This window comes from Sinorhizobium sp. P24N7, assembly GCF_042436655.1.
Taxonomy (GTDB): Bacteria; Pseudomonadota; Alphaproteobacteria; order Rhizobiales; family Rhizobiaceae; genus Sinorhizobium; species Sinorhizobium meliloti_A.
This window is the reverse complement of record NZ_JBHMIW010000003.1, coordinates 61,933-83,308: the sequence shown is the minus strand read 5'-3', so window position 1 is coordinate 83,308 and position 21,376 is coordinate 61,933. Positions and strand designations below refer to the sequence as shown.

The following is a 21,376-nucleotide window of genomic DNA, read 5'->3' as shown; positions in this document are numbered from 1 at the left end:
GTCCGGGAGGAAGTATGGTCAAGGTCACGATCGACGAACAAATGCTGGAGGTCGAGGCTGGCTCCACGGTGCTCGCCGCCGCCGAACGCCTGGGCATCGACATTCCCACCTTCTGCTATTGGAAGCGCCTGCCGCCACTCGCCTCGTGCCGCATGTGTCTGGTGGAGATCGAGGGACTGCGGCGGCTGCAGCCGGCCTGCGCGACCGTGGCATCGGACGGCATGGTGGTTCGGACAAATACGCCGCTGATCGAGGAAACGCGCTCGTCGATGCTCGACATGCTGCTCGCCAATCACCCGCTCGATTGCCCGATCTGCGACAAGGGAGGCGAGTGCGAACTTCAGGACATGGTCATGGCGTATGGGCCCGGCGAAAGCCGGTTCCGCGACCCAAAACGCGTGTTCCATTCGAAGGACATCCGTCTGAGCCCGGTCATCATCATGAATGTCAACCGATGCATCCAATGCCAGCGCTGCGTGCGCATGTGCGAGGAGGTCGTGGGCGCGGTGGCGCTAGGCACGGTGGAAAAGGGCATGGATACCGCCGTCACCGGCTTCGAGGGGAGCCTTGCAAGCTGCGACCAGTGCGGCAATTGCGTCGAGGTCTGCCCGGTCGGCGCGCTGATGAGTTTCCCCTATCGCTACCGGGCACGGCCCTGGGATCTCGCCGAGACCGACACGATCTGCCCGCATTGCGGCACCGGATGCCAGCTCACCGTCGGAGCGCGCAAAGGCGAGTTCATGCGGGTCCGCTCTGACTGGGAACATGGCGTCAACCGCGAAACGCTCTGCGTGCGCGGCCGCTTCGGCCTCGACTACATCGAAAGCCGGGATCGCATCAAGCGGCCGATGATCCGCAGCGACGGCGCGCTGACGGCGGTGTCATGGGAGGAGGCGGGCGACTTTGTCCGCCGGCGCCTCGGTGTAATGGAGGGCATGGCCGCCGGCGGGCTCATCTCGCCGCGTCTGCCGAACGAGGTGCTCTACCAGTTCCAGAAACTGATGCGGACAGTGTTCCAGACCAATAACGTCGACTGCTCGTCGCGTTGGTCCACACCCCTCGACATCCTGGCGCCGCTGGTGGCAAGCTTTTACAGCCGCGGCCCTCTCGAACAGGTGATCGGCAAGGACTGCGTGCTCATCATCGGCGGCAACGTGACCGAGGAGAATCCGGTCACCGAATACCTCCTGCGCGATGCCGCGCGGCGACGGCATACCCGCTTGCTCATGCTTTCGGCGCGGCCATCGCGGCTTGATGCCGATGCGGCGGCGGTCCTTCGTGCCCATCCCGGCGGCGAGGCTCGGAGCCTTGCCGCGGTCGTGGCTGCTCTCGTGGCCGTGACCGATCAGGGCTTGCCGGGCGATATCCTTGCGATGACCAGCGGGACGATCACCGGGGCCGACGCCAATGACGCGTTGGGCCGTCTGGTTTCAACGCTCAAGGAAGATCGGAGCGTCACCCTCCTGGTAAGCGTCGATCTGCTGAGATCACCGCTGGCACGGGAGACGCTGCAGCAGCTGGGCAATCTTCTCCAGCTCCTGCGCCTGCTCGGCAAGGAACCCTCGCTGCAGTTTCTCTTCGATCGTGCCAATCAGATGGGCGCCTGGGACATGGGTGTTCTGTCCGGAGTTTTGCCGGGCCTTGGCCCTGTCGCCGATGAGGCGACGCGCACGGAGTTCGCACGGAGCTGGGGCGCGGAGATCCCCCGCGACCCGGGCGCCGATTTCGATGCGATGCTGGAACTCTGCGTAAACGGGCGGATGGGCGTCCTCTATGTGGTCGGAAGCGACCCGCTGATGTCCTATCCCGACCGGGAGTTCGTCGAGCGCGCACTCGGTACCGCCAATCTTCTGATCGTGCAGGACGCGTTTCTCACCGATACGGCGGCATTGGCCGACGTCGTGCTGCCCGCAGCCGGTTACGGCGAAGAATCCGGGACCTTCACCAACAATGAAGGCCGGACCCAGGCGCTTCGAAAATTCCGCGAACCGGCTTTTGACGCCAGGAGCAATCTGGCGATCTTCGACTTTATCGCGGCGCTTCGGGAGCAGCCGCTGCAGCCATCGACCGAGACCGCCATCTTCGACGAGATGACCCGGTTGGTTCCCGCCTATGACGGCTTGACGCGGGAAGGGCTTGGTGCCGACGGTGCCTTCACCACGTCAGCCCCGCAGCCATGGGCAAGCGGGTTCTTCGCTCCTCCGTCTGCTCCTGAAGTGACGGACGTGCTCCAGCTGATCACCGGCAACTGCCTGTTCCACAATGGCTATGTTTCCGAGCGCTCGGAAACCCTGAATTCGGTCGCAGACGACCCGTTTATCGAAATGAGCGCTCAGGATGCCGCGCGAGTCGGCCTTTCGGACCGGGATCAGGTGCTCGTGCGGTCCGCCCGGGGCGAGCTGACGGCGAAGCTCAAGGTCAACAGGCGCTTTCCGGACGGGCTCGCGTTCGTTCCCGAAAACTACCGCGCCCTGCGGCTCAACAGTCTGATGCGGCGGGGAGAGTATCCATGTCCGGTGGAGATCCGCGCCTGCGCGAGGCGCGCAGAATCCGCTCTGGAGGAAGACCGGGTCTGATTGCATCCGGATCTGCGGGGCAGAGGGGGTATTTGCTGCAGCCTTGCTGTCGATCGGGTCAACTCAAAGGCAATCTGCGGCAGGCGTTTTCGTCAGCGGTAGTTGGCTCCGCAAATGTAGTCGTGCATGTCCCGCTCCGCTTGCAATGCCTCTTCGAGCCGGTGTTTGACCACGTCGCCGATGCTGACCACGCCGACGGCATCGTTGCCGTCCATGACCAGCACATGGCGCGTGCGCCGCTCGGTCATGATCGACATCACGAAGGGCAGGAAATCCTCCGTCGAGCAGGTCGCGACAGTGCGGTTCATGATTTCTCCCACCCGCATCAGCGGTGCTTCGGTGCCGTACTCGGCCACGGCATGGCAGCAGTCCCGCTCCGAGAGCGTGCCCAGGCATTCTCCTGGCGAACGGCCGACGACGACGAAGCCGATATTCCTGTCGCGAAACAGCCGCAATACTTCGACCATCGTGTGGTCCGGCGTGACCGAGACGATTTCGGGAGACTTGCTTCCCAGGATTTGGCAGATGTGCATCTGAGCCTCCAGTCCCTGCTTCGGCGCGACCCCGGCGCGCCTTCACTTTCGTCGAATATTCCGCCACCAATTGTACCCGCGCGGCTCGCTGGATTGGACCAGAACATCCCGTTCGGTGTTCAGGCGCGCAGCGACGACACCGCCGCCGGTCATCGCCTTGCCCGGCTTGGCGAGCAGATCGTCACGGCCGATCACCAAGTCGCGCGAGGAGAAACTCGAAAATTCATATTGTTGGCCAAGGGCGATCGCGTCCGCCGGGCAGGCGTCCTCGCAGAGCCCACAGAAGAGACAGCGGGCCGTGTCGATCTCGAATTTGGCCGGGCGCCGGTTGCCCTTCTCGTCCTCGTAGGGGACTACTTCGATGCAGTCGCAGGGACAGATCCGCGCGCAGAGCTCGCAGGCGACGCATTTGATCTCTCCCTCGGCGTCACGTTTGAGGAAATGGTGCCCGCGATAACGCGAATAGGGCAGCCACTTCTCCTTGTCCGGATATTGCATGGTGACGGGTCTGGAGAACATGTAGCCGAAGGTCAAAGCCAAACCATTCGCCAGATCGGCGAAGAAGGCCCAGCCGATCCATCTTCCAGCTTTGTCCAGTGCGTGCGACATGGCCGCCTCGCTGCGGCTCCTGAGAGTCGTCTGCATGTCCGCGCCCGGAGTTTCCGGGCGGCATGCATCAAGAGAAAACAACACCGCTGATGATTATGTTCGCCAAAGACAGTGGAAGCAAGACCTTCCAGCCGATCGCCATCAGTTGGTCATAACGGTAGCGGGGGAAGGTAAAGCGGAACCACATGAACAAATAGACGAAGAAGGCAACCTTCAGCAAAAACCAGAGGAGCGGCGGCAGCGGGATGAGCACGCCGTTCCATCCGCCGAAGAACAGGATCACGGTAAGGACCGACACCAGCACCATCACGACATATTCGCTGACCATGAACAAGGCGAAGCGGATGCCGCTATATTCTGTGTGGAAGCCGGCTCCCAGATCGCCTTCGGCTTCCGCGAGGTCGAAAGGAATACGCTGCGCTTCTGCAAGTCCTGCGACGAAGAACACGAAAAATCCGATCGGCTGATAGACGATATTCCAGACGTCGGTTTGCGCCCGCACGATGTCGAGCAGGCTCATGGATTGCGCCAGCATGACGACGCCGATCACCGCGAAACCCATCGGAATTTCGTAACTGATCATTTGCGCGCAGGTCCGCAGAGAACCAAGCACGGCATATTTGCTGTTGGCCGCCCAGCCGCCGAAGATGACGCCATAGACCTCCAGCCCGATCACCGCGAAGACGAAAAGCAGCGCTACGTTCAGGTTGGAAATGTAGAGCGTGATCTCGTTGCCGAGAACCGAAACGGTTTCGCCAAAGGGGATTGCGGCAAACACCACGAAGGGCGGGGCAAGCGCCAGGATCGGAGCCAGTTTGAACAGGAAGCGGTCGGCTTCGGCCGGGATATGATCCTCTTTGGTCAGGAGCTTGATCCCGTCCGCCACCGGCTGCAGCAGTCCGTGCCAGCCCACGCGCATCGGTCCCATCCTCTGCTGCATGTGCCCGGCGATCTTGCGTTCCAACCATGTCAGCGGCAGGGGCAGCAACAGCAGGATCGCGATCAGCAAGGCGACCTTGAAGACGATCACGCCGAGAGCGACGATAAGTTCCATGACTTTGCGTCCGTTGCCCAGCCCCGCGCGTGCTGTCGGACGCGCAAAGCACGTGGCACCTTGGATCGCTGCATGACTTCGCCCTTGGCTCGGCCAGGTACCTAAGGCAGCATGCAGCAGCGCGCTTTGCGCACCTGTCAGCCTCACGGTACAGCCGTCACGCTCTACTTGCAATGAGGCGGCAGGAACCGGCGCCGACAGCATCCGCGCGGTCGCTTGCTTCCTTGTTCACTCCCATTCTCCTACAATCACTTCCACACACAGAGGAGTCCTGCCATGAGCGAAGATGCCTTCAATATGTCGATCCGCAAGTTCCTGAAGGAAGTGGGAGTCACCTCGCAGCGAGAGATCGAGGAGACGGTGCGCAATGGGCAGATCGCAGGCAAGACGTTGAAAGTCCGCATGACGCTGACGGCGGAAGGCACCGGCCTCAATCATGTAGTGGCGGGTGAAATCGAACTGCCATAACTCGAGAACGGGAAGCTCCGGCGTCCCCGCCACTTTGCCTTGAACGCTAGCTCGCCGCCCGGAATGGCTTTGCCAGCGACGCCGGGAAATGCAGCGTCAGCAATTGGCGGTTTTGCGAGATGATCACGAGGACTATGATAGTCGCGAGATAGGGAAGCGCCGAGAGCAGCTCCGAAGGGACCGCGATACCGAGGGCCTGGCCCTGCAGCTGCAGGATCGTCATGCCGCCGAAAAGCCAGGCGCCGATCAGGACGCGCAGCGGCCGCCATGTCGCAAAGACGACCAATGCCAGCGAGATCCAGCCTTTGCCGGCCGTCATGTTTTCCACCCAGAGCGGCGTGTAGGCGACCGAGAGATATGCCCCGGCAAGGCCAGCCATCAGACCACCGAACAGCACCGCCAGATATCTGATCCTGATGACCGGATAGCCGATCGCGTGCGACGTTTCGGGCGACTCTCCGATGGTGCGCAAGATGAGGCCGCCCTTGGTACGGTAAAGGAACCAGGTGATGAGGCCGAACATCGCGATTGCCAGATAGACCATCGGATCGAAGCGGAAGAACATCGGCCCGATCACCGGAATATCGGAGAGAAAGGGGATATGGACGCGCTTCAGCGCATCGATCGGTGCGCTGCCGAAACCGCGCCCGAGAAAGGCCGAAACCCCCGACCCGAATATGGCGAGCGCCAGGCCAGCAGCATATTGGTTGGTCAGGAACGTCAGCGCCAGCACCCCGAAGAGAAGCGAGGTGGCGGCACCGGCGAGTGCCCCGGCTGCGATGGCTACGGGCATCGGCAGGCCGGCGATCACCGCCCAGAAGGCGAAGGCCGCCCCCATCAGCATCATGCCTTCGAGGCCCAGGTTGAGCACGCCGGACTTCTCGACGACGAGCTCGCCAAGGGCTGCGAATATCAGTGGCGTCGCCGCGATAATGGTTCCGGTGAAAATGGCAATGAAAAGATCCATCAGGCGTGCTCCGGAAGGCGAAGACGGTAGTAGATGAAGAAATCGGCGGCCAGCAGGAAGAACAGGAGGATGCCCTGGAAGATGCGGGTGAGCGCCGCCGGCAGGCCGAGGGTCATCTGGACGGTCTCGCCGCCGAGGAAGAGGAGCGACATCAGCAGTCCCCCGAGCACGATGCCGAAGGCGTTCAGCCGTCCGATGAAGGCGACGATGATGGCGGCAAAGCCGTAACCGGGCGAGATCTGGGGCGATAATTGTCCGAGCGGACCGGCCACTTCCGCCATACCGGCGATGCCTGCCGCCGCGCCGCCCGCAAGCAGCCCTGTCCAGACTGCGGAGGATTCGCGAAAGCCCGCATAGCGTGCCGCTAGGGGGGCGGCGCCGCTCACCGACATCTTGTAGCCGAGGAAGCTGCGATCGGTGAAGAGCCACATCATGACGACCGCCACGACCGTGATGAAGATCGACGGATTGAGCCGGTAGGCATAATCGAAAGGTTCGAACATCGCCGCCGCCGGCAGGAGCGCCGTTTGCGGATAGTTGAACCCGGCCGGATCGCGCCACGGGCCGTGGACCAGAAAGGACAGCAACAGCGTCGCGATATAGGTCAGCATGAGCGTGACGAGGATCTCGTTGGTGTTCATGCGGGCTCTGAGAAATGCCGGGATCGCGGCCCATGCCATGCCGGCGCCTGCGCCTGCGAGAAACATCAGGGGAATGAGGAGCGGGCTCTCGGGATCGGGATAGAAGAGGCCGACGCCACAGGCTGCGACAGCGCCGATAATGAGTTGCCCCTCGGCGCCGATGTTCCAGATGTTGGCACGGAATCCGACCGCCAGTCCGCAGGCGATCAGGATCAGAGGCGAGGCCTTGAGCAGCCACTCCGAAAGGCCGTTGATGGAATTGATGGGCGCCACGAAGAAGGCGTACAGCGTCGCCAGCGGATCATAGCCGAGGGCGGCAAACAGTACGGACCCCGCAAGGAAGGTCAGCACCGTGGCGATCACCGGAGCGGCGATCCGCATCTGCGCGGATGGTTCCTGCCTTTGTTCAATCCTCAAGGGCAACTTCGGTTCTCCTCGTTTCGCCATGGCCGACCCGGGTCATCAAGAGGCCGATCTCTTCGCGATTGGTTTGCTTTCTGATCAATGGCGGCGAAACGCGGCCGTTGGAAATGACCAGCAACCGGTCGCAGATCTCGAACAGCTCATCGAGCTCTTCCGATACGACCAGCACCGCTGCGCCGGCGCGGCTGAGATCGACGAGCGTCTGGCGGATGAAGGCGGCTGCACCGACATCCACGCCCCAGGTCGGCTGGGACACGAGAAGAACCTTCGGCTCCAGGGTGAGCTCGCGCCCGACGATGAATTTCTGCAGGTTGCCGCCGGAGAGGCTCTGCGCGCTCGCTTGCGGTCCATTCGCCTTTACCTTGAAGCGCTCGATAACGCGCCTCGCGAAATCGCCGGCCCTCCTGCGGTCGACAAGGGCGTTGCGTACGAGGCCAGCCCGGTGGGCCGTCAGCACGGCGTTCTCCCACAGGGCGTGGGGCGGCACCGCGCCACGGCCGAGGCGTTCCTCCGGGACGAAGGCCATGCCGAGCTTGCGTCGTTCGCCGGCGCTGAGATGGCCGGACGGTCTGCCGCCGATGAGGATCGTCTCCGCACGCGGATGGGTCCGCTCGCCGCTCAACAGCGCGATCAGCTCAGCCTGGCCGTTGCCCGACACACCGGCCAGTCCGACGATCTCGCCGCCATGCACTTCGAGGGATACATCCGTCAGCTCGGTGCCGTACTTGTCCCGGGCGGGAGCGGATAGCCCGCGGACTTCCAGCAGCGGCTTGGCGCTGGGGGCTGAAGGGCTCACATGCATTTGCGGAAGCTGCGAGCCGACCATCATCCGGGCGAGCTCCAGCGACGTCGATTCCTTGGGTTTTGCCGTGCCGGTCACCTTGCCGTTGCGCAGCACCGTGGCGGTGTCGCAAAGTTCCTGCACTTCATCGAGCTTGTGGCTGATATAGACGATGCTGCAGCCTTCGCTTGCCAGTTGGCGAAGCGTTTCGAAGAGCTTCACCACGGCTTGCGGCGTAAGCACCGAGGTCGGTTCGTCCAGGATCAGAAGCTTGGGTGACTGCAAGAGGCAACGTACGATCTCCACGCGTTGCCGCTCGCCGACGGAGAGATCGTGCACCCTGCGGTGCGGATCGATGGGCATGCCGTAGCGCGCCGACAAGGCCTTGATCTCAGCCGCGAGCCGGTCGAGATCGAAAGTGCCTTTGACCGCCAGGGCGATATTCTCGACCACCGAGACCGATTCGAAGAGCGCGAAATGCTGGTAGACCATTTCGATCCCGAGCGAGCGCGAGATTGCGGGATTGTGCGCTTCGATCCGTCTGCCGTCGCAATAGATTTCGCCCGAGTCGGCTTGAGCTGCGCCATAGATGATCTTCATCAGCGTCGATTTGCCGGCGCCGTTCTCTCCGAGGACGGCGTGTATCTCTCCCGGCAGGATCGACAGCGAGACGGCGTCGTTCGCGACGGTGCCGGGATAGCTCTTGGTAATGCTGCGCAATTCGAGGCGGGGGATCATGGCCGCTCCTGCCGTGGTTGTGCGTTGGCGACGACGTGTCCGCGACGCGGATTCCGCCGCGGTCACGCCGATTTCAGGACGCGGCTCAGCTGAGCTTGCCGATCATCCCCCTGACGAACCAGTTCATCCCTCGGATGTCGCTATCCGAAAGAACCGACCCGGCAGCGACCTTGACGTTGCCGTCCTGGTCCTTAAGCTCGCCGGCATAGGGATGGATCTTGCCCGCTGCGATATCGGCTTCGAGCTGCTTCAATTTGGCCTGGATGTCGGCAGGGATCGCCTCGTTATAGGGGGCCATCTTGACGACGCCGGCGGCAAGCCCGTCCCACCGCGCCTCAGCCTTCCAGCTGCCTTCCGCTACGCCCCTTGCGGCGCGCAGATACTCACTTGACCAGTCGAGGGTAAAGGCCGTGAGTTGCTTGCCGGAGCCGAACTTGGCCATGTCGCTGGCGTAGCCGATCGACCAGGCGCCGCCTTCACCGGCCACCTGTACGCCGGTTGCCGTATCGGTCATCGAACAGATCACGTCGCAACCTTGCGACAGGAGCGTGTTGGCTGCTTCCTTCTCCTTGCCCGGATCGAACCAGGAGTTGAGGAAGATGGCGTTGCAGGTGACCTCCGGATTGACGCTCTGCGCGCCGAGAAGAAGCGCGTTCGCCGGCCCGACAATGTCGGGGATCGGGAACCCGCCGATGAAGCCGATCTTGCCGGACTTGCTCATATGCCCGCCGGCCGCGCCCGCGACGAAGGTGCCCTCGTAATATTTGGCCTCGAAGGTGCCGAGGTTCGCGCGGTGCACGATGCCCGAACAGTGCTCGAACGCCGTCTTGGGGAAGCGCGGCGCCACCTTCTGCATCGGCGTGCCGTGCGAGAAGCTGGTCCCGAAAATCAGCTGATTTCCGGAGGCGGCGAGCTCGCGGAACACGCGTTCGGCATCCTGGGGCATGAAGATGTTGTCAATGACCGTTATGGCGACCTTGTCGCCGAATTCCTCCCTGATCGCGTCGACGCCCAGGCTGTGCTGTTTGGTCCAGCCTATCTCAGCGATCGGCGAGACGTAGACGACGCCAATCTTTAACGGCTCCTCTGCGCTCGCGAAGCTGGCAAGGCTTCCGGTTCCGAGTGCCACACCGGTCGCGCCGGAATATCGAAGGAATTGTCGTCTGGTCAGGTTGAACATGGCAGTAACCCCTTTGTCGGTTCGTGTCGTTTCTCCGGCTTGTGGCCGCCGGATCTATTTCGTGGCGTGGACGTGGCGGCTCGCGCCGGCCCCGCCGCTTTCTCCCGCTTTCTTGCGTGGCGCCGCCTTGGACGCCTCATCGGCTTTGCCGTCGAGATAGGGCTGAAGCGCCTCCCGCGACGTCAGCTCCGGAAAGACCTGCCGATCCATGATATAGCCGCGCACGACGCTGCGGTGATGGGTGTCGATCAACTCCATGACAGGCTTCAGCCGACCCTTTTCGAGCAGGTCGATCACGCGCTGGTGGTCGTCCAGCAGATTGCAATAGTCGAAATCGGCGGAGATCAACGAGCGCAGGAGCGTGGTGCGCCGCACGAGCTGCGCGTGAATTTCCTGCATGACCTTGTTACGGCTGAGGCGGACGAAGAGAGTGTGAAACTCCTGGCCGAGAACGTCGGCAAGCGCGTCGTTGCCGGATGCGACGGCCTGGCGCTGCCGCTCGACGTGCTGGCGCAACTCGGCGAAGCCGGCGGGCCCCAGCCGGTCGCAGAGCTGGGCGGCGACGCCCTGTTCCACGAGCGTCAGCGCGTCGTAGATCTCCATCGCTTCTTGCATGCTCGGGCGTGCGACGAAGGCGCCGCGATTGCGTTCGATCTGCGCGAGCCCGTCGTCGGCAAGCCTGATCAGCGCCTGGCGGATGACGATGCGGCTGACCTCGAAGATTTCGGCCAGTTCGCGCTCACCGAGCTTGCATCCGGGTACGAGCCGGTGATCGATGATCGCCCGGGTCAGGATGTCGGCAATCGCCTGCGAACGGCTGCTCATGACAGGTCTCTCCATCTCCCGCAGAAAAATCTGCGGGACGGTCGCACCGGAGCATTGCACGGCCGCATATCCGGCGTTACGAATTCCATATCGGTATTCAATCAAATCAAGCTGTCAATCAAAAAACGCATTTTGCCATGCAATTTTTTGTTGATTGGTATCCAATCTTGTGGTTCCAATGAGTCCATCACGGAGCTAGGTTCATAGGGAAGTGCTAGCCAGGGAGGATGCGATGAGCAGAACTGCCCTTTGTAGCGATCGAGTTCTTCTTAGTGACTGCGATGTCGCCGCGGACCTGACGTCGTCGGGCGGGCCCCTTCACCCGCGCCTGATCGCTGTTGACCTCGCCACCCAGTGCCGTGGGCGGCTATCGCCGGCAGGTGGTTCGCAGCGGTAGCGGCGAGCCGGTGAATTCCGACAGCCGTTACGGTTTCCAACCGCTTCATGACCAGACGCCATTCACGGAGATGAACGCATGAGCCCGACCAAATGCCAGGACCAGGTGGTTCTCGATCTGTGGCACCCGCTGGCGGCGGTGGACGAGGTGCCGGCGGGGACGGTGCAGGACACGGTGCTGCTCGAGGAGCGCATCAGCTATGTTTCGGATGGCGAAGGCAAGGCGGCCGTCTGGCGTTCGCGCCCGGAGCTCCCTGCCGGCAGTCCGGTCGATATCGGTACGCTCGGCGGCTGTCTACCGATCAAACTTGCCTATGGCTATATCTGGACCTCGCTGGGGACGCCGCCCGCCGAGCTGTTTCCCATTCCCGAATATGCGGAGGCCGATCGGCGCAGGCTCAATGCCGCCACCATCGGAGTCAATGTTTCGGCACCCCGCGCTATCGAGAATTTCCTCGACATGGGCCACTTTCCTTATGTCCATACCGATATTCTGGGAGCAGAACCCCATACGGAGGTCAAGGAATACGACGTCGAGCTTTCGGTCGAGCGCGACGAGATCGTCGCCACGCGCTGTCGCTTCTTCCAACCGATGGCCTCGACCGCATCGACCGGAGGCGCCGATGTCGAATATATCTATCGGGTGCCGCATCCCTATTGTTCGGTGCTGTACAAATCCAGCCCCATCGACGAGAGCCGCCTCGACGTCATTGCCGTTTTCCTTCAGCCGGTCGATCAGGAGCATGTCCGCGCGCATATGATGCTCTGTGTCCTCGACGAAGAGAACGAAGACAAGGTGATCAAGCGCTTCCAGCAAACGATTTTCGGCCAGGACAAGCCGATCCTGGAGAACCAGTTTCCGAAGCGTTTGCCGCTCGACCCGCGGGCCGAGACGCCGATCCGCGCCGACAAGTCGGCGATCGCCTACCGCCGTTGGCTCAGCCAGAAGGGCGTGACCTACGGGGTCATCCCGGCCGCCACCTGACGTTTCAGAATTCTGGAGAGAACGATGCTCGATACCGCCAAGACCAGATGGCATCCCGTTGCCGCGTCCTATGATCTGCCGTTCCGCCACGTCTTCCACGCCCAGTTGCTCGGCCGCGAGTTCGCCGTCTGGCGTGCCGACGACGGCTACGTCAATATCTGGGAGAACCGATGCCTGCACCGCGGCGTCCGCCTCTCGATCGGCATCAACGATGGACGCGAGTTGAAGTGTCAGTATCACGGCTGGCGGTATTCCAACCGCACCGCCGGCTGTACCTATATTCCGGCACATCCGGCCGACGCGCCGGCCCGCACCATTACCAACCGTACCTTTGCGGGCGTCGAGCGCTATGGCCTCGTCTGGTCGGCGGAGGAGCCTCAAGGGGACGTGCCGGACGTTGCGGGCCTCGCCGAAGGCGATCTTCTCACCCTTCGCGGCATTCCGGTCAATGCGCCGGCCGATGTCGTGGTGCCGGCGCTGACGGGCTATCGCTTTCAGCCGAACGGCTGCCTCGAAGGCACAGCGGCAGATATGTCGCTTAAGGCGAGCGACGGCTTCTCGGTGGCGCTCACGGCCCGCGAAGACGGCACCGAGACGCTGGCCGTCTTCTTCGTCCAGCCGGTCGACTCCAACCGTTCGGTCATCCGCGGCGTACTCGATGGCTCGCCGCGCGGCGCCGAACGGATCGCCGTTCTGCGCCATCACAACGAGCGGCTTTCGAACCTGCGTGAGATCGTCGAGCGCGAGGCGGCCGCCGCACCGCAGCCGGCGCCGCTCGAGCCGGTGATCGAGCGCGTCTCGCCGGAACTTGCAGAGATGCCGGAACTGACCGCTCACGGCCGCAAGGCGACGGTCCGTGTAACGGTCGCGCGGAAGTGGATGGCTGCCGAGGGCATCGCGGCGTTCGAGCTTCGCCCGGTCAAGGGCCTGCTGCCGACTTTCCAGCCCGGCGCCCATATCGACGTTCACTTGCCGAATGGCCTCATCCGGCAATATTCGATCACCAATGGCCCGGGCGAAAGCGACAGCTACGTCATCGGCGTCAAGCTGGAGCGGGATTCGAAGGGCGGCTCGCTCTGCATGCACGAGACGCTTCGCGAGGGCGACGTCCTGGCGATTTCGGAGCCGCGCAACAATTTCCCGCTGCGCCGCGATGCCGAGAAGACGATTTTCGTCGCCGGCGGCATCGGCGTCACGCCGCTGATTGCCATGGCACAGGCCCTTAAGAACCAGAACCTGGACTTCGCCTTCCACTACTTCGCCCAGAACCAGGAACAGCTCGCCTTTCCGGAAAAGACCGCTCTCCTCGGCGAGGCGATTAAGCCTCACCTCGGACTCCGTCCGGACGCGACTGCCGCCGAGCTCGAGGGCATTCTCTCCGGATATCGGCCCGGCATGCACCTCTATCTCTGCGGTCCGGGGCCAATGCTCGAGGCGGCGCGCCGGATCGCGGCGGATCGCGGCTGGCCGGAAACGGCGGTGCATTTCGAATATTTCAAGAACACCAATACGATCGACGACAGTTCGAGCTTCGAGGTGGCGCTTGCGCGCTCCTGCGTGACGTTGAAGGTCCCCGCCGGCAGGACGATCCTGGAGGTGATGCGCGAAGCCGGCATCGACATGCCGTCATCCTGCGAGCAGGGCGCCTGCGGCACCTGCCTTGCGACCGTGATCGAGGGTGAGCCCGATCACCAGGACGTCTACCTCAACGATGCCGAGCGCAGGTCCGGCACCAAGATCATGACCTGCGTGTCGCGCGCCAAATCCGCGCGTCTCGTCCTCGATCTCTAGGAGCTGCCCGATGATCACCCTCTACGATTACGAACTCTCGGGCAATTGCTACAAGCTCAGACTTCTGATGAGCATGCTCGCCATCGAGTACAAGACGGTACCGGTCGATTTCTATCCCGGCCGCGAACACAAGTCGGATTGGTTCCTGAAGCTCAATCCGCTTGGACAGCTGCCGGTGATCGAGGATGACGGACTGGTGCTGCGCGACGCGCAGGCGATCCTCGTCTATCTCGCCTCCAAATATGATCCCTCCGGCACCTGGTACCCGCGCAGCGATCCGGCGCTTCTCGGCGAGATCGGCCAATGGCTCGCCTTTGCGGACGGCATCACCGGCACGGCTTCAGCCGCGCGTCTCCATGACGGCCTGTTCTACGATCTGGACGTCGAGGCGGCTCGGGCCGGCGCTCACAGGCTGTTTCGCATCCTCGACGAGCATCTCTGGTTCGGCGAGCAGGAAGGGCGTGACTGGATATGCTCGGCGCCGCACGCGACCGTGGCCGATATCGCCTGTTTCCCCTACATCATGCTTTCGGAAGAGGGGGGCATTCCCCGGCAGGATTATCCGGCAATCCGTCGTTGGTGCGATCGCCTCAAGCGGATCAAGGGCTTCACGGTCATGTCGGGTGTGTTCCCGGCCGGGCCGGCGCGTGCCGCCTAGGGGGCAAGCGACCGGATCACAGCAGTCGGCACTCTTACGGCGCTCTTCTTGGCGGAGTGGGAACTCAGGGCCCAAGAGGCTACGGCAGAACTGCCCCGATCGCCTCGGCCAGACGGTCGACATTCTCGATCCGACAAGTCTCGCCCATCAGTCCGATGCGCCAGATACGGCCGGCGAGCGGCCCGAGTCCTCCGCCGATCTCTATCCCGAACTCGTCAAGCAGGCGTCTGCGCGCGGGCGCGTCCTCCACGCCTTCCGGGAGCCAAACCGTATTCAGCTGCGGCAGCCGGTGCTCCTTGTCGACGACGAAGCCGACGCCCAGCCCTTCTAACCGTTCGACCAGCCGATCATGGGCGGAGCGGTGGCGCGCCCAGGCGGTCTCCAAGCCTTCGCCAAGCAGGCGGGTAAGGCTCTCGTGCAGGCCGTAAAGCGCATTGACCGGTGCGGTGTGGTGGTAGGATCGGGCACCCTCCCCCTCCCAATACCCCAGCATAAGACCGAGATCGAGGAACCAGCTCTGGATCGGCGCCTTGCGCGCCTTGACTGCCGCGACGGCGCGATCGGAAAAGGTGATCGGCGCAAGCCCTGGCGGCGCGGACAGACATTTCTGCGTGCCGGCATAGACGGCGTCCGCCTGCCATTCGTCGACCGACACCGGAATTCCGCCGAGGCCCGTCACGGTATCCACGACCGACAGCAACCCCGCTTCGCGCGCCAGGGCGCAGAGCGCGGCCGCATCCGACCGTACGCCGGTCGAAGTCTCTGCGTGCACGAAAGCGAGCAGCTTGGCCTGCGGTGCCTCCAGAATTGACGCGCGAACCGCCTCGGGATCGACAGGCTTGCCCCATTTGACGGAAACCAGCCGTACCTCCGCGCCCGCGCGCCGAGCAATTTCGGCCATGCGTCCGCCGAACACGCCGTTTTGCGCGATGATGGCGGTGTCGCCTGGCTCGAGCAGCGTCACCAACGCCATCTCCATGGCGAGCGAGGCGGGGGCCGATAGGGGGAAAGTCACACGGTTATCTGTTCGGAACGCGAGGCGGAGTTGGTCCTTGATGCGGTCCATCAATCCGACGAAGCTGGGGTCCAGATGACCGATCGTCGGTCGCGCCTGTGCCGCGAGCACTTCCGGCGCGACGTTGGACGGACCGGGGCCCATCAGGAGGCGGGGCGGCGGCGAAAAAGCATTCATTCGAGCATTCCTCTGCCGGCGGTCCCCGGCGCGTTTGTTTCCGGGAGCACGATGCAGGCACAGGCGGCGATAAGTAAAGTTTAGTTTATTTAGGAGTTCGGTAATAATAATTTACCTACGCAATGCAGGTGCACCTCTTGTGGCCGCCTGCGTTGTGTCCGACTTGGCGGCCCGGGCGCGGGCGCTGCGGCAGTGGTTGGGACGCGGCGTCCGGCGCATCGATCTCGCCGCCCTCGAGAAAATGCTCCACCTGTGATCCACATCCCGCGATCACTGCCAACCCGGCAGCTTTGCCGCGAGCAAGCCATTGCCCGCAAACCTGCGAAGGTGCGCACTTTTAAGCAGCGTCGATATCCGTTTTCGAGAAATCGTCGCCTTCGAACAGAAGGGGAAGGCGATATTCCTTGGCGCAGGCATAGGAGAAGCAGTCACCAAAATTCAGCCGCGCCGGGTGCCCGACAAAACGGCCATAGTTGCGAGCCGCTTCAATTGCATTGCGGTGTAGGGAGCCGCTCACGGACACTTCGCGCGCGCCGATCGTCTCCAGGAACTTCGCTACGTCCTCTTGCACCTCATCGATCAACTCGGGCGGAGTAGGGACCTGATCGCCGAACTGCGAGATCGAGACTATACGGGCTAAACTGATCACGGCCTCGAACATCGAGAGCGGCGAGTAGATCTTATGACCTTCCGACATCTCAATCTTGGCGAGAAGGTAACCTGCATCCTCTTCACCAGCCAAGATGGCGACGATCGCCGACGCATCCAAGAACATTAGATCTCCCACATTTCGTCAGTAAATTTTTTCATGTCGAAGTCCGGCTTGTTTGGTCCCATCTTGGCTCGAACACTGTTCTGAATCTTTTCGACTCGCTCTTTTAGCGGCACAGCTTGTTCCACTCGCGCCAACTCATTTTCTAGAGCGCGTCTGACCGCCTCGGTCTTCGTCGGGGCTTTGGTGACCTGCTGCACCTTCTTTGCCAGGGCATCAACATCGTCGTCGCGAATGTAGAGAGACATGACCGTTTCCTCATGTATATCCAGCATGGAATATGCGGATATATTAGCTTGAATATACATCAATCGCAAGGGTCAGGGCGCATCCGCCTCTCCAGACGGCTTTCGCTCAGGGCAGAAGAGAAACGGCAGGGAGCGACGCTGCCTGAGGGCATTATGCGCCACGACGGCAAGAGGACTGGCTGGCTTGTAACCGACCGGGACCCGCGTGTGGCATGCCGGACGCAGTTTCCAGGAAGGCAGCGACGCGCTCTCCAACGAAGCTCCGGGTGATCTCTGCTACTATGCTCCCTGGGGCTATCTGGATGGCGGCGTCGAACCTTTGCTCAGACGCGGAAAGTTTCCGCGCGACTTGGACTTGTCTTGAGATACGTGCTCGATACCAATGTAGTTTCCGAACTGCGCAAGGTCGGTGACGGCAAAGCCGATGCCAATGAACCCCAGCGCGTGCAATAGAGATTTGAACATGGAAGCCTCTCGTTAGAATGAGCACGGCTTTCATGTGCTAAAATCAGCGTCCAAAAGACCTAAAACACGATTGAGTACGCCAAAAGTACCGCGTTTCCGGTTCGTTCTGCGTTAGCGTACGACTTCGAGCAGCTCTTGTTCCGACCCCCAGAGAGGAAACCGGCACCGCCGCCGTTCCGGTATCGCCGTCGCTTCCGGCATGTCGCTTGGCATGCGATGGCTTTTGTTGGCGCGAACCTGCCATAGTGGCGGCGCGGTGTCGATATCGATCACCTTCATGTTTTTCGGTCGACCCGACCTAACTCATCGTGATCTAGTGCGGAACTGTGTCTAACGCAGGAGACGGAGAATGCCCGAGAAGCACGATCACGATCATCACGGAGAGGACCACTGGAGGAACAACGGCGTTCGCGTTATCAAGGGTGACCAACTCGACGCCAACACGGCTCAGACGCCAGGCATGTATCGGCAGGCGGCAATCAACCATGCCCGCGTCGGCGCCCAGAAGATCTGGGCCGGGACCGTTGCGATCGAGCCCAATGCCAAGACCGGGGTGCATCATCACGGGCCGCTTGAAAGCGTGATCTTCGTGCTTCGCGGCAAGGCGCGCATGCGTTGGGGCGACAGGCTCGAATATGTCGCCGAAGCCGGACCCGGTGACTTCATCTACGTGCCGCCTTTCGTGCCGCACCAGGAAATCAACGCGGATCCGGAAAATCCGCTTGAATGCGTGCTGGTCCGATCCGATAATGAGGCGGTCGTGGTGAACATTACCGATGTCGATGCGGTCGAAAAGCCAGAGGAAGTCTACTGGGTGGATCCGATCCACAAACATCCTGGCTGACCCGGCGTTCTTCCAGAGCACGAGATCTTCCGGCAGATATCGGACCGGTTCTACCGTGTCGGCTTCAGAGAGACGGCACACATTTGTCCGTCACATTCGAAGCCTTTCGCCTGCCGGGTCGAAGGGAGGCCGTTCCAGGATGACTGCGTCATGAGGGCGGCCGAGGATTGCGACACTCACCGTGTCACCCGGTTTCGCCATTTCAGCCTTGATGTAACAGAGCGCTAGCGACATGCCGACGGTATAGCCGTAGGCGCCGGATGAAACATGGCCAATCGGGGTGCCGTCACGGCGAAAGATAGCGGTGAAAAGCGGTTATCGATGGGCGGTCGTGTCTATCTTGTGAAATCGCATACACTGCCATATATTTTGCACAGGAAATATGTTCTTGGATATGACGCAACATGGCTCAGTCTCATAAGACCCAAAGCGATGGCGGACCGCTGATATTGTCCTACATGGACAAGGGCGGAAAGATCGCGGTTCAGCAGGTCGCGGACGGCTTCGGCATGTCGAAAACGCAACTTGCCGAAACGGCCGGGCTTGCGCGTGAAACGCTCTACCGGCTGGAGCGCAGTCGGGCGACGAAGACGCAGAACCGCCTCCGCGAAATGCTCGAGATCATCAGCCGCGTCACCGACTGGGCGGGCGGCAAGGAGCAGGCAATGGCGTGGTATCGCGCCCAGCCCCTCCCGGCATTCGGCGGAAGAACGGCCGAAGCTCTGGTGAAGGACGGCAAGGCGGCGGCCGTGCGCGATTATCTCGACCACATGGCCCTCGGGGGCTTTGCTTGAGGTTCACCGGAACCTGCTATCGCGCGCATGACCCACGCTGGGCTTTCAAGCCTATATCCGGCGATGGCGCGGCAATAAAGGGCGCACGCTTCAACCCGAAGGGCGTGAAGACGCTTTACCTTGCACTCAGCATCATGACAGCGGTCAAGGAGGCCAATCAGGGCTTCGCCCATCGTATCGATCCTTGCGTGCTTTGCTCCTACGACATCGATTGCGCCGACATCGCTGATCTGACGACCGAGAGGGGGAGGGCGGAACACGGAGTATCGCTCGAGGAGATGGCCTGCAGCTGGGCGGGCGCGCTTGCCGAGGGGAGGCGTCCGGCCTCCTGGGCCATTTACGACCGTCTCCATCCGCGCGGGACCGCCGGCATCCTGGTTCCGAGTTTCGCACCGGGGACCGAAGCGGAAGACCGGAATCTCGTACTTTGGACGTGGGGACCGGATTTGCCGCATCGCGTGGACGTGTACGATCCAAGTGGCCGGCTGCCTAAAGATCAGCTCTCCTGGGGCTGACTGCGTTTCCGTGGTGAAGTGCTTTCCGAGAATTCCGTCCGCGTTGCATTGCGCCGGAATTGCGCCGGGGACTTTCCGGTCCATTTCCGGAATGCGCGGTGAAAGGCGCTCGGCTCGGAAAAGCCGAGCTCGACGGCAAGCTGGGCCACATTCGTCCGGCCGTCGGCGAGGGCTTCCATCGCAAGCGCCCGGCGCAGGTCCTCCTTGATCGATCGATAGGTCTGGCCCTCCTGCTTCAATCTCCGTCGAAGGGTCGGCGCTGCAATCCGCATGCGCGCGGCATGCGCCTCGAAACCCGGCCAGGCGGACGGAGCCGTGGCATGGAGCCGCTGGCGTATTGCCGCGGACAATCCTGCGTCGTGGCGATAGCGCACTAGAATATTTGCAGGCGCATGACGGAGGAAGTGCTTCAGTGCCCGCTCGTCACGAATGGGCGGCAGTTTCAGGTACTCGGCATCGAAAACGAGCCGCGTCCGGGGCTGATCGAAGTGGACGGGCGCGCCGAAGAAGAGCCGATAATCGGTTCCGGCGGGGGGCGCACTGCAGCGGAAGTCGACCCAGCGGATCGGAAGCCGGCGTCCGATCAGCCAGCAATTGACGCCATGCAGGATGATCCAGAAGGTACGATAGGCGAAGGCCGAGCGCGTCGCGCCGGCGTCCTTCAGGACAATCTGTGCCAGACCGTTTTCGACGACCAGCTCGCCATGCGGTTCCTCGAGGACCACCCTGAGGAAGCGCAGCGCTCGCCGCAGCGCATGTTCGAGCGTCACGGTCGAAAGAATGGCGTGGCACAGCAATGCGAAGCTGCCGGCGCGCATCGGCCGAGCGCCCTCGCCGAAAAACTCGTCATCCATCGCCTGTGCCACCGCATGCCAGAAGGCGCCGTATTGTTCGGCCGAAACCGGACCGGTGACGACGGATGGCAGGCCGGCTTGTGCAAGGAGGGGTTCGGCATCCACTCCATGGCGCCGGAGGCATTCGAGCGTGTCGTCCATGAAACATGGGGCGATCATCCGGCGTTCCATGGGCGACGTCCCTCTCGTCGAACATTGCAAAAGCGATCACGTAATCTGAGTCATTCGGTCATTGCATACCATATTTCTCCTCTGCATCATCCCGGTTGGAAAAAGTTGGAGCCGGAGCCTATGCAACTCAAGGGCCGCGTCTTTATCGTCACGGGGGCCAGTTCCGGACTTGGCGCGGCTGTGACGCGCATGCTGGCTCAGGAGGGCGCGAGGGTGCTGGGGCTCGACCTGAAGCCTCAAGCGGGAGAGGAGCTTGCCGCCGAACTCGGCGCGGCGGTGTGCTTCCGAAATGCCGACGTGACGAGTGAGGCCGACGCCACCGCCGCTCTGGTGTTTGCGAAGCAGGAATTCGGGCACGTCCACGGATTGGTGAATTGTGCCGGCACTGCGCCCGGCGAGAAGATTCTCGGCAGGAGCGGCCCGCACGCACTGGGCAGTTTCGCCCGCACGGTCGCCGTCAATCTGATCGGGACATTCAACATGATACGGCTTGCCGCCGAGGTCATGTCGCAGGGAGTGCCGGACGCCGACGGAGAGCGGGGGGTGATCGTCAATACCGCCTCGATCGCCGCTTTCGACGGGCAAATCGGCCAGGCCGCCTACGCTGCGTCGAAAGGCGGCGTCGCCGCGCTGACGCTTCCGGCCGCGCGCGAGCTCGCGCGTTTTGGAATTCGCGTCGTCACCATCGCGCCTGGCATCTTCGATACGCCGATGATGGCCGGTATGCCTCAGGATGTTCAGGACGCGCTCGCGGCAAGTGTGCCCTTTCCCCCGCGTCTTGGTCGGGCCGAGGAATATGCCGCCCTCGTGAAGCATATTTGCGAGAATACGATGCTTAATGGCGAGGTCATCCGCCTCGACGGGGCTTTGCGCATGGCGCCCCGGTAAGCATGGCC

The 21,376-nt window shown here is 62.4% G+C and carries 21 protein-coding genes and 2 pseudogenes; 10 read left to right on the top strand and 13 right to left on the bottom strand.

Going from position 1 to position 21,376, the window contains the following annotated elements; translation table 11 throughout:
• The first annotated feature begins 14 nt into the window (after positions 1-14).
• Positions 15-2,576, top strand: coding sequence for an NADH-quinone oxidoreductase subunit NuoG (gene nuoG / locus ACFHWW_RS05550; protein WP_379937580.1), 2,562 nt, complete (start codon positions 15-17; stop codon positions 2,574-2,576).
• Between the two features lie 92 nt (positions 2,577-2,668).
• Here the strand turns inward: nuoG and ACFHWW_RS05545 are convergent, their stop codons facing one another.
• The 3 genes from ACFHWW_RS05545 to nuoH form a co-directional block, all read right to left on the bottom strand.
• Complete coding sequence (locus tag ACFHWW_RS05545) at positions 2,669-3,109, bottom strand: CBS domain-containing protein (protein ID WP_018096349.1); 441 nt, start codon at positions 3,107-3,109, stop codon at positions 2,669-2,671.
• A gap of 42 nt (positions 3,110-3,151) precedes the next feature.
• Positions 3,152-3,718 carry an NADH-quinone oxidoreductase subunit I gene (locus tag ACFHWW_RS05540; RefSeq protein ID WP_324764673.1) on the bottom strand — a complete coding sequence of 189 codons (567 nt, stop codon included), beginning with the start codon at positions 3,716-3,718 and terminating at the stop codon, positions 3,152-3,154.
• Positions 3,719-3,785: 67 nt separating this feature from the next.
• Positions 3,786-4,772 (bottom strand): NADH-quinone oxidoreductase subunit NuoH, encoded by a 987-nt coding sequence (gene nuoH, locus ACFHWW_RS05535; protein ID WP_018096347.1) that lies wholly within the window; start codon positions 4,770-4,772, stop codon positions 3,786-3,788.
• Positions 4,773-5,048: 276 nt separating this feature from the next.
• On the opposite strand from nuoH, the gene ACFHWW_RS05530 reads away from it, so the two are divergent.
• Positions 5,049-5,240, top strand: a complete 192-nt coding sequence (locus tag ACFHWW_RS05530; protein ID WP_100673265.1) for a DUF6494 family protein — start codon at positions 5,049-5,051, stop codon at positions 5,238-5,240.
• Positions 5,241-5,286: 46 nt separating this feature from the next.
• On the opposite strand, the gene ACFHWW_RS05525 is transcribed toward ACFHWW_RS05530, so the two are convergent.
• From ACFHWW_RS05525 to ACFHWW_RS05505, 5 genes are all read right to left on the bottom strand, one after another.
• The gene (locus ACFHWW_RS05525) at positions 5,287-6,207 is read right to left on the bottom strand and encodes an ABC transporter permease (protein WP_102763227.1); all 921 of its coding nucleotides are present in this window, start codon (positions 6,205-6,207) and stop codon (positions 5,287-5,289) included.
• Positions 6,207-7,271, bottom strand: a complete 1,065-nt coding sequence (locus tag ACFHWW_RS05520; protein ID WP_324764670.1) for an ABC transporter permease — start codon at positions 7,269-7,271, stop codon at positions 6,207-6,209. Before ACFHWW_RS05520 ends, ACFHWW_RS05525 begins: the two co-directional genes overlap by 1 nt.
• Positions 7,255-8,790 carry an ABC transporter ATP-binding protein gene (locus tag ACFHWW_RS05515; RefSeq protein ID WP_379937579.1) on the bottom strand — a complete coding sequence of 512 codons (1,536 nt, stop codon included), beginning with the start codon at positions 8,788-8,790 and terminating at the stop codon, positions 7,255-7,257. Before ACFHWW_RS05515 ends, ACFHWW_RS05520 begins: the two co-directional genes overlap by 17 nt.
• Before the next feature lie 85 nt (positions 8,791-8,875).
• Positions 8,876-9,970, bottom strand: coding sequence for a BMP family ABC transporter substrate-binding protein (locus tag ACFHWW_RS05510; protein WP_379937578.1), 1,095 nt, complete (start codon positions 9,968-9,970; stop codon positions 8,876-8,878).
• A 54-nt stretch (positions 9,971-10,024) separates the two neighbouring features.
• Entirely contained in the window at positions 10,025-10,795 is a 771-nt protein-coding gene (locus ACFHWW_RS05505) for a GntR family transcriptional regulator (RefSeq protein ID WP_379937577.1), read from the bottom strand.
• A gap of 475 nt (positions 10,796-11,270) precedes the next feature.
• Here ACFHWW_RS05505 and ACFHWW_RS05500 point away from each other — a divergent pair, with 475 nt between their 5' ends.
• Genes ACFHWW_RS05500 through ACFHWW_RS05490 form a run of 3 tightly spaced genes read left to right on the top strand, consistent with a single transcriptional unit; the run spans position 11,271 to position 14,625 of the window.
• A complete protein-coding gene (locus ACFHWW_RS05500) occupies positions 11,271-12,176 on the top strand; it encodes an aromatic ring-hydroxylating dioxygenase subunit alpha (protein WP_100673271.1) in 906 nt (301 codons plus the stop codon).
• A gap of 24 nt (positions 12,177-12,200) precedes the next feature.
• Positions 12,201-13,967 (top strand): Rieske 2Fe-2S domain-containing protein, encoded by a 1,767-nt coding sequence (locus ACFHWW_RS05495; protein WP_379937576.1) that lies wholly within the window; start codon positions 12,201-12,203, stop codon positions 13,965-13,967.
• 10 nt (positions 13,968-13,977) lie between these two features.
• The gene (locus tag ACFHWW_RS05490) at positions 13,978-14,625 is read left to right on the top strand and encodes a glutathione S-transferase family protein (RefSeq protein ID WP_379937575.1); all 648 of its coding nucleotides are present in this window, start codon (positions 13,978-13,980) and stop codon (positions 14,623-14,625) included.
• A 79-nt stretch (positions 14,626-14,704) separates the two neighbouring features.
• On the opposite strand, the gene ACFHWW_RS05485 is transcribed toward ACFHWW_RS05490, so the two are convergent.
• From ACFHWW_RS05485 to ACFHWW_RS05475, 3 genes are all read right to left on the bottom strand, one after another.
• Positions 14,705-15,817, bottom strand: coding sequence for a pyridoxal-phosphate-dependent aminotransferase family protein (locus ACFHWW_RS05485; protein ID WP_379937574.1), 1,113 nt, complete (start codon positions 15,815-15,817; stop codon positions 14,705-14,707).
• Positions 15,818-16,154: 337 nt separating this feature from the next.
• On the bottom strand, positions 16,155-16,592 hold the full coding sequence (locus ACFHWW_RS05480) for a type II toxin-antitoxin system VapC family toxin (RefSeq protein ID WP_379937573.1): 438 nt from the start codon (positions 16,590-16,592) through the stop codon (positions 16,155-16,157).
• The gene (locus tag ACFHWW_RS05475; RefSeq protein ID WP_379937572.1) at positions 16,592-16,837 is read right to left on the bottom strand and encodes a type II toxin-antitoxin system VapB family antitoxin; all 246 of its coding nucleotides are present in this window, start codon (positions 16,835-16,837) and stop codon (positions 16,592-16,594) included. Before ACFHWW_RS05475 ends, ACFHWW_RS05480 begins: the two co-directional genes overlap by 1 nt.
• Before the next feature lie 360 nt (positions 16,838-17,197).
• Here ACFHWW_RS05475 and ACFHWW_RS05470 point away from each other — a divergent pair.
• Both ACFHWW_RS05470 and ACFHWW_RS05465 read left to right on the top strand, forming a co-directional pair.
• Positions 17,198-17,269 (top strand): annotated as a pseudogene (locus tag ACFHWW_RS05470) (VapC toxin family PIN domain ribonuclease); the annotation flags it as partial.
• Positions 17,270-17,651: 382 nt separating this feature from the next.
• Complete coding sequence (locus ACFHWW_RS05465; RefSeq protein WP_379937571.1) at positions 17,652-18,146, top strand: cupin domain-containing protein; 495 nt, start codon at positions 17,652-17,654, stop codon at positions 18,144-18,146.
• Between the two features lie 90 nt (positions 18,147-18,236).
• Here the strand turns inward: ACFHWW_RS05465 and ACFHWW_RS05460 are convergent.
• Positions 18,237-18,446: pseudogene (locus ACFHWW_RS05460) on the bottom strand (glycine cleavage T C-terminal barrel domain-containing protein); the annotation flags it as partial.
• Between the two features lie 104 nt (positions 18,447-18,550).
• On the opposite strand from ACFHWW_RS05460, the gene ACFHWW_RS05455 reads away from it, so the two are divergent.
• Positions 18,551-18,940: an antitoxin Xre/MbcA/ParS toxin-binding domain-containing protein gene (locus ACFHWW_RS05455; protein WP_338279661.1), complete on the top strand. Its 390-nt coding sequence runs from the start codon at positions 18,551-18,553 to the stop codon at positions 18,938-18,940.
• Positions 18,937-19,455 carry an RES family NAD+ phosphorylase gene (locus ACFHWW_RS05450; RefSeq protein ID WP_379937570.1) on the top strand — a complete coding sequence of 173 codons (519 nt, stop codon included), beginning with the start codon at positions 18,937-18,939 and terminating at the stop codon, positions 19,453-19,455. Before ACFHWW_RS05455 ends, ACFHWW_RS05450 begins: the two co-directional genes overlap by 4 nt.
• On the opposite strand, the gene ACFHWW_RS05445 is transcribed toward ACFHWW_RS05450, so the two are convergent.
• Positions 19,437-20,480: an AraC family transcriptional regulator gene (locus tag ACFHWW_RS05445; RefSeq protein WP_379937569.1), complete on the bottom strand. Its 1,044-nt coding sequence runs from the start codon at positions 20,478-20,480 to the stop codon at positions 19,437-19,439. The genes ACFHWW_RS05450 and ACFHWW_RS05445 overlap by 19 nt on opposite strands.
• Before the next feature lie 120 nt (positions 20,481-20,600).
• Here ACFHWW_RS05445 and ACFHWW_RS05440 point away from each other — a divergent pair, with 120 nt between their 5' ends.
• Positions 20,601-21,368, top strand: a complete 768-nt coding sequence (locus ACFHWW_RS05440; protein ID WP_379937568.1) for a 3-hydroxyacyl-CoA dehydrogenase — start codon at positions 20,601-20,603, stop codon at positions 21,366-21,368.
• Positions 21,369-21,376: the final 8 nt, after the last annotated feature.